This is a genomic window from Mesorhizobium sp. M0340 (genome assembly GCF_040321535.1).
Lineage (GTDB): Bacteria > Pseudomonadota > Alphaproteobacteria > Rhizobiales > Rhizobiaceae > Mesorhizobium.
In genome coordinates this window covers 1-6,955 of record NZ_JAMYRR010000060.1, presented here as the reverse complement: position 1 = coordinate 6,955, position 6,955 = coordinate 1, and the positions used below count along the sequence as shown (strand labels likewise).

Sequence of the window (6,955 nt, the reverse complement as noted above, 5' to 3'; positions counted from 1 at the left end):
GGCGAGCTTCGATGGAAATTCTTCTTGCATCCACTGATCCTCTCAAAAATGAGGGGTCAGTTCTTCGTTTCGTTAGGGGGTCAGTTTCTCACTTCGCCTGACAGCAAGCACGTCCTCGTCAAACCATTCGGCAAACACCTGCTGGCGATCTGGACGATCCGGCCGGGTCGGGTCTTGAGGGTTTTTGCCCAGAGTCACGGCATGGCGGCGATTATGGAAGAGTACTGACAAGGAAACGCTTCCTCAATCTGGGCAACTGGGCTGACGCGGTCTTGGCGACGAGATGGTCAAGAATGCGGTCGACCATGACGTCAAACACGTGAAGCATTTCCCTGCCCCGAGCTTGCGACGCCCACACACAGGATTCGAGCGTGAGCCGCTCGACCGCCCCATCCTCAATCTCTCGCACAGGCTGGTAGACAGCAAACCGATCGCGGCGTCAGTCATGGGTGCCCCAGGCATTGAGCCTCGCCAAGGAACCGCAGGCCAATGTCGAGCGCTACAATGCGCTGCGCCACGCTCCGGGGAGCGCCATGCGTTAGGATCCCGCCACCGGCGCCTTCGTCATCATGCTCAGGAGCCTGACGGCCAAGCTCTTGCGCGGTGAACGATACAGTACGTCGAGATAAAGAATGATGTCGGCGCACTTCACCGCCGCCTCATATCCACCCGACGAACCGCGATCGATATAGGTTGATGCGCAACGTCCCAGCGCCACACTCGATGCGATACTGCAGTTATTCCTCAATAGGCAGAGCTAACGATGCCTTGATTCGATCCATTACGACCATCGTCTTAACTGCTTTGATATCAGACTCGTGAAAAAATCGGCGGGTAAATGCCTCATACTCAGCCATGTCGCGCACAGAGATCAGGAGAAGGAAATCGGCTTCACCCGTCACATAATACGCACTCATGATCTCAGGCGTGCGCCGAACCGCTTGCTTGAAGCGATCAATGATATCTACCCGCTCGCGCTCGAGACTGATAGAAGCCAGCATGAGCATGGGCCGACCCACGGCTTGTGGCGAGACTATGGCAACGTCAGCCTCAATCACACCAGCATCCCGCAGTCGCTTCAGTCGCCGCTGACAAGCGGTCGCAGAAAGGCCCGCGAGTTCGCCCAGCTCGGCTGTCGTAAGGCGGTTGTCGCGCTGCACAGCGTTGAGAAGCTTCCGATCAACTCGATCCAGGTCCATTTCACGATCACTGCAAAAAATCGTACATTTGCGCAGAAAAACTGCTCGTCTCCGTGAATATTAGCCTGACTTCCACAATGATCAAGCCATAAAATGATCTGATCAGCGAAGGCGCCTTGCCTAGCCCCGGTGGTGAATCTCTTGTCCTTAATGAATTCGGCCCCATGGTACGGTCGCCCGCAAGGTAGCTCGACGGCTTCAATCAAAGGCAATTTCGAGCTCATAACTGTAGAAAATCGGCCGTCTGAGTAGGTTTTTCACTCTCTACCCACGAACACGGATCTAATGACGAGCATGACAAGCCATTTTCTTCCCTTGGACGTCCTCCGGCAGGAGTTTCCGGCCACTAAAAGCGCGATTTACATGGATGTTGCAAATCAGGGGCTCATATCCAGAACGACTCGCAGGTCTATGGATCAGCATCTCGACAATCGACTGAATGGCCTGAATGACGAAGAAGTAATGATGGAACTTGTTGAGCGGACACGTTCCAGATTCGCTCAATTCATTGGCGCCGAAAAAGATGAAATCGCTGTCACGAAGAACGCATCGGAAGGCATTAATATAATTGGAAACTCGATTGCTTGGAGGCCCGGAGACAATGTTGTCCTGTGCCGGCAATTGGAGCACGCAAACAACATCTTGCCTTGGCTGCACCTCAGGGACAAGCACCGAGTTGAACTTCGGGTGGTAGAAGCTGATAGCGGTGCAATTCCGTGCGATGCTGTTGCCAAGGCCATCGACTCTCGGACCCGTATCGTCACACTATCGACGGTCACAATGGTCCCAGGATTCAAGACAGTGATGGAGCCGATTGCCGAAGCTTGCAAGCAGGTCGGCGCCTTTCTTTTGGCCGACGCCTCCCAATCAGTTGGCATACTCCACACTGACGTCACTCGGCTTGGCGTCGACGGTTTGGTGGCATCATCTTACAAGGGGTTGATGGGGCAATATGGGTTGGGATTTCTGTATTGTCGCCAAGAATGGGCCGATCGCCTAAGCCCTGCCTACCTCGCCCGTTTCAGTGTCGATCTCGGTAACGCACCAGAATCGGCTCCCATATTCGATTCGGTAAAATTGCGCGCCGGCGCGCCTCGTTTCGAAATTGGGCATTACAATTTTCCGGGCGTAATAGCGGCCTACGCATCAATGGGCCAGTTAATGGAAATCGGCACGCCGGCCATTGAACAAAGCGTTACATCGGTTGCAAGGCGACTGGCATCGGGCCTCCTAGATCTCGGGCTACCCGTCTGCGGCGGAGCACCAGGGGATCACACCGGAAGTATTGTTGCTCTTGGAGATCCAGCAGCGGTTGCTGGTTCGCGCGAAGCCGACAGCCGCATTCAGTCGCTGCACAAGCATTTGTTGAACAACCAGGTAATCGTCTCAGTACGCCGGGGGATGCTGCGTTTCTCACTTCATCTATACAACACTGCAGACGAGGCTGACCGAGTCGTCGGTCTGGCAAAGAATTGGCTGGCATAGGCGCAATCTTACACCCTCAAGGAGGGATAGGAGCATTTATGTCGTCCATCAGCACACAAACGGTTGCGCTTCTCCAGCAACTCATCAGAATTGAGAGCATCAACCCGTCAGCGTCAGCACAGGGGAGCGGAGAACAAAAGATCGCCGAGTTTCTCGAGGCTTTTTGCCGGGAGCGAAATCTACCGTATGAATATCAGGAAGTTACTGACGGCCGTTCGAACTTCTTTACCTGGGTGCCAGGGCAGGACTCTTCTAAGCGCGTCTTGTTCATATCGCATATGGACAGGGTGCCCGTTGATGACTGGGAGGCAGATCCTTTTTCTCCAGAGGAAGGGAAGGGCGGATATATGGCCGCGGTGCTTGTGACGATAAGGGCCCGTTGGCCGCGATGTTGATCGCTCTCAGCACCCTCGGAGAGGTAAACCCAGAGCCACGATCGTCCTGGCCGCAAGCGTTGACGAGGAGTTCCGCAAGAAAGGAGCGCGAGCAATTGCTCAGTCAGGTGTTTCATATGATGCAGCTGTAGTCGGTGAGCCCACCGACCTGGAGCTTGTCGTCGCACATAAAGGTTCGGTTCGGTGGCAGGTCGAAGTGGAGGGCGTGCCCGCTCATAGCTCCAAGCCTCATCTTGGAGTTAACGCGATTACAGGAATGGCCAACGTCATATTGGCTCTCAATAAAATCAACGAGACTTTGTCTCAACGTGTGCATCCGCTGGTCGGCCCCCAACTCTCACAGTTACTCTAATCGAAGGAGGAGTAGAACTGGCGACTGTACCGCCATCGTGCCGTGTCTGGATCGATAGACGACTCACGCCGGGAGAACGACTCGCGGACGCACTACAGGAGGTAGAGAACGTATTGGAAGGGCTGCGCCAGGGTGGCGATAAGATCAAGGTGCGCTCGTTGCTGCCCGCTTTGGAAGATCCAGCTCCCCCGAGCGCGGAGGCGACCAAAATTGCCGCCGTGGCGGCAAAGGCGTGTGCTGAAGTTGCCGGAACAGGCAAGCACGTCGGTGTTCCTTATGGTACGGATGCAAGCCAGCTCTCGTTGGCAGGAATTCCCTGTATCATTCTCGGCCCTGGAAGTATCGATCAGGCCCATACCGTCAATGAGTACGTGGAAATAGATCAGCTCGGCAAAGCGGTCGAAATCTACCAAAAGATTATGCTCAGTTACTAGAGCACGTCCTGTGATCGATGAATCGATTGTGATGTGACGGCTGCGTTTTGTGCTGATTCAACATCCGCCTCGATGGAGGTGGATTATGGGAAGAGCACTGAGCGGGGATCTTCGGTCGCGGGTCTTGAAGGCTTCGGACGAGGGCATGTCGGCGCGGCAAGCGGCGGCGCGGTTCGGCGTGGGAGTGTCCAGCGCGATCCGCTGGATTGCACGGGCGAAGATCGGTGAACTGGCGCCACGCCCGCAGGGCCGCCGCCGCGCCTCCAGCCTCGATACGCATGATACCTTCATCGTCGGGCTGATCGAGGAGCGCAAGGACATCACGCTGAACGAGATGGTGGAAGTGCAGCCCAAGCCTTGCAGATGAACTCATAGGGCGTGAGGCCTTTGAGGGTCTTGAGCCTGCGGCCGAAGTTGTAGGCCGAGATGGAGTCGGCAAGGTGCTGGCGCAGCTGATCATGGGTCTCATAGTAGAAGCGCCTGACGGTCGCATCCTTGATGGTCCGGTTCATCCTCTCGACCTGGCCGTTGGTCCACGGGTGCCTTGCCTTGGTCGTCCGGTGCTCGATGTCGTTCGTGGCGCAAGCGTATTCGAAGGCATGGGCCTAGAAGCGTTCGCCGTTTGCGATGGCCTCCTTGATCAATGGCACGGCCGAACCGCCGGCGCCGGGCGTCGTGAACTGGATGCCATTGTCGGTGAGCACAGTGTGGATCCTGTGGGACGGCCGCGATCAGGCGCAACAGGAAGTCTCTGGAGACGGCGGTGGTGGCCTTCTCATGCAGTTCGACGAAGGCGAACTTCGAGGTGCGATCGATGGCGACGAACATGTGCAGCTTGCCCTGCTCGGTGCGCACCTCGGCGACGTCGATGTCGAAGTAGCCGATCGGATAGCTCTTGAACTTCTTCTTCGCCGGCTTGTCGCCTTCGACATCTGGCAGGCGGCTGATGCCATGACGCTGCAGACGACGATGCAGTGACGAGCGCGTCAGGTGTGGGATCGTGGGTTGCAAGGCATAGAGGCAGTCATCGAGCGGCAACAGAGTGTAGCGTCGGAAGGCGACGATGACGGCCTCCTCCTCGGGCGAGAGCACCGTCGATCTCGGCTCTCTCGGACCGGTCGGCAGATCGGCCACCGAGGCCCGCTCCCGCCATTTGGCGACGGTCTTCTGGTTGATCCCGTAGCGTTTGGCGACCGCCCTCAGGCTCTCTTGACTATGCTGTATCGCTCGACGGATCGCCTCTGTCGTCGTGGCGCTCCCATGAAGAACCTGGCCCATAGTGCATCCTTTGATTCGGAGGATAAGGATGCCCCATCAAAACCTGGGATCGAACATCTAGAGACTGTCCGGCACGATTATACAAGGATAACCCGCGAGGCCGGCGATGACGTCGGGTTCGCGGGAAGTACGCTGCGTAAGATCAATTTGTCGACGCCGGATCGAGCCACTCACACATGATGTCGTTGATGCCAGATGACATGGCTGATGTGGTACTACCTCGAAGCGGCAAATGTCTTGCATATTGAGACGTATCTGTCGGCTGCGGGGTGCTTCGCGGTCGACATCGGCGCCTGATGATCAGATTCTGGCCAAGACGGCAGCTTTCGAGCGCTCTCGTCCTTACACTTCGAACCAGACAAGGATGCTTCAAGAACCGGAAGAGCAGGAAGGATAGCGCGTTGGCGACGCCGCTCGACGTTAAGCGTAAGCGCGGAGCCCACCCCATCTGGCGTGGCATGAGATGATGGGCGAGAGATGATGACACTGAAGGAGCCGAGGAGCTTGCGCCGTCAATTTCTATGTCTGGCGCCTATGTCTGATGGTAGAAGTTTCCATGTTCTTGAGGCGGTTCCGAACCGGCTGGGGACAAGCCCCGCAGCGTGCGCGGCGGCGCTGGTCGCGCAACCGAAGGCACGGCTGATCAAGTACGCTGAAGCCGGGCGCGAATGTGTCGGCGATCGCGAGAGGCTGGAGTGGCGACCTCGCAGCTGTTCGGCTGGCCGCGCAAGGCAATCAAGAGCGGTGCGGTCACGCCGCAGCGGGATGCGGATCGACTTGGCTTTGTCGAGGTCACCCAAGCGGCGTTTCAACGGTGGAGATCTGTTTGGGCGATGTAGTCATTCGGGGCTGGCGCCGATGTCGGCCAGGATCATTTGGCCACGATTATTCGCGCGGTCCGCCGGGCATGATCCCAGCCGGCGTGAAGGTTTATCTTGCGAGCCACCCGGTAGACTTCCGAAAAAGGTATTGACGGCCTTCTGGCATTGGTGCGCGATGCCGGCTCGGACCCGTTCTTATGCGTCGGGCGAGATTATGTGGCGGAGCCGCCCTGACGCCCGTCAGGGCCGGCCAAGTCCGACTTGCCTCCGCCACATAATATTTCATGCCTCTCCCGTGGGCGCGGGATTCCCCTGCGCCACAACACCGGAGGGGCAGGATGCTCGAGTTCTATTTTTCATATTGTGGGGTGCTCAAGCGCCTGCGCAGCGGTGCACTCGGTGGCGAGATGGATCGCCTCGCAGAGTTCGCCCTTGGGTATAAGCGAGCGTCCGCCAAGATTTACCTGAGCCGGATTGCACGCTTTAGCCAGTTTGCCGCGACGCGCTGTGGTCCGATGCCGATCCATCAAGATGTCGTCGATAGTTATTTGTGCACGTTTATGACGGATTCTCCACGCATTGGAGCAGCGTCGGCGCTGGGACACGCACTGCGAGTGGCTCCGGAGCGGTTCATTGCTTCCGTTCCCAGTGTAGATGCTGACCCGGATGCTCCGCTTCTGGCTTCCTTTTCGGACTATCTGCGCAGGGTGCGGGGCCTGGAGCCGAAGACCCGCGAAGGTGTTCTTCTGGGCGGCCGCCGCTTTCTGGATTGGTTCCGCCATCACCATCCCGGCCACGACGTCGAGGCGTTGACGGCTGATTACGTCCTCGCTGCTGTCGAGCATCGGCTGTCCCTATCGGCGACCTCCGGCGCCCGGGCACCACGATCAGGATCTCGCCCGCTTCGTCCCAGGGACGCCGCATTGGCGTTTGGCGCATTTGCCGCCGCGCCTTGCATGGGATGACGTTCGGCGCGCAATCGATGCGATCG

At 57.6% G+C, this 6,955-nt stretch carries 8 protein-coding genes and 3 pseudogenes; 9 read left to right on the top strand and 2 right to left on the bottom strand.

Annotation, left to right across the window (positions count from 1 at the left end; all coding sequences use genetic code 11):
- On the top strand, positions 1-228 hold a 228-nt coding region (locus NKI79_RS32920), incomplete at its 5' end, for a hypothetical protein (RefSeq protein ID WP_352807439.1).
- A gap of 509 nt (positions 229-737) precedes the next feature.
- Here the strand turns inward: NKI79_RS32920 and NKI79_RS32915 are convergent.
- Complete coding sequence (locus tag NKI79_RS32915) at positions 738-1,199, bottom strand: Lrp/AsnC family transcriptional regulator (RefSeq protein ID WP_352807436.1); 462 nt, start codon at positions 1,197-1,199, stop codon at positions 738-740.
- Positions 1,200-1,493: 294 nt separating this feature from the next.
- Here NKI79_RS32915 and NKI79_RS32910 point away from each other — a divergent pair, with 294 nt between their 5' ends.
- From NKI79_RS32910 to NKI79_RS32880, 7 genes and pseudogenes are all read left to right on the top strand, one after another.
- Positions 1,494-2,684, top strand: a complete 1,191-nt coding sequence (locus tag NKI79_RS32910) for an aminotransferase class V-fold PLP-dependent enzyme (protein WP_352807434.1) — start codon at positions 1,494-1,496, stop codon at positions 2,682-2,684.
- Positions 2,685-2,722: 38 nt separating this feature from the next.
- A complete protein-coding gene (locus NKI79_RS32905) occupies positions 2,723-3,079 on the top strand; it encodes a hypothetical protein (RefSeq protein ID WP_352807431.1) in 357 nt (118 codons plus the stop codon).
- Entirely contained in the window at positions 2,986-3,210 is a 225-nt protein-coding gene (locus tag NKI79_RS32900; RefSeq protein ID WP_352807442.1) for a M20/M25/M40 family metallo-hydrolase, read from the top strand. The genes NKI79_RS32905 and NKI79_RS32900 overlap by 94 nt, the downstream gene beginning before the upstream one ends.
- Before the next feature lie 65 nt (positions 3,211-3,275).
- A complete protein-coding gene (locus NKI79_RS32895; RefSeq protein ID WP_352807429.1) occupies positions 3,276-3,431 on the top strand; it encodes a peptidase dimerization domain-containing protein in 156 nt (51 codons plus the stop codon).
- Positions 3,416-3,538: pseudogene (locus NKI79_RS32890) on the top strand (peptidase dimerization domain-containing protein); the annotation flags it as partial. The gene NKI79_RS32895 and the pseudogene NKI79_RS32890, both read left to right, overlap by 16 nt.
- 6 nt (positions 3,539-3,544) lie before the next feature.
- Positions 3,545-3,865: a M20/M25/M40 family metallo-hydrolase gene (locus tag NKI79_RS32885; protein ID WP_352807426.1), complete on the top strand. Its 321-nt coding sequence runs from the start codon at positions 3,545-3,547 to the stop codon at positions 3,863-3,865.
- Positions 3,866-3,950: 85 nt separating this feature from the next.
- A pseudogene (locus NKI79_RS32880) lies at positions 3,951-4,208 on the top strand (helix-turn-helix domain-containing protein); the annotation flags it as partial.
- On the opposite strand, the pseudogene NKI79_RS32875 reads toward NKI79_RS32880, so the two are convergent.
- A pseudogene (locus NKI79_RS32875) lies at positions 4,186-5,143 on the bottom strand (IS481 family transposase). The pseudogenes NKI79_RS32880 and NKI79_RS32875 sit on opposite strands and share 23 nt — an antisense overlap.
- A 1,159-nt stretch (positions 5,144-6,302) precedes the next feature.
- Here NKI79_RS32875 and NKI79_RS32870 point away from each other — a divergent pair.
- Entirely contained in the window at positions 6,303-6,929 is a 627-nt protein-coding gene (locus tag NKI79_RS32870; protein WP_352807424.1) for a hypothetical protein, read from the top strand.
- Positions 6,930-6,955: the final 26 nt, after the last annotated feature.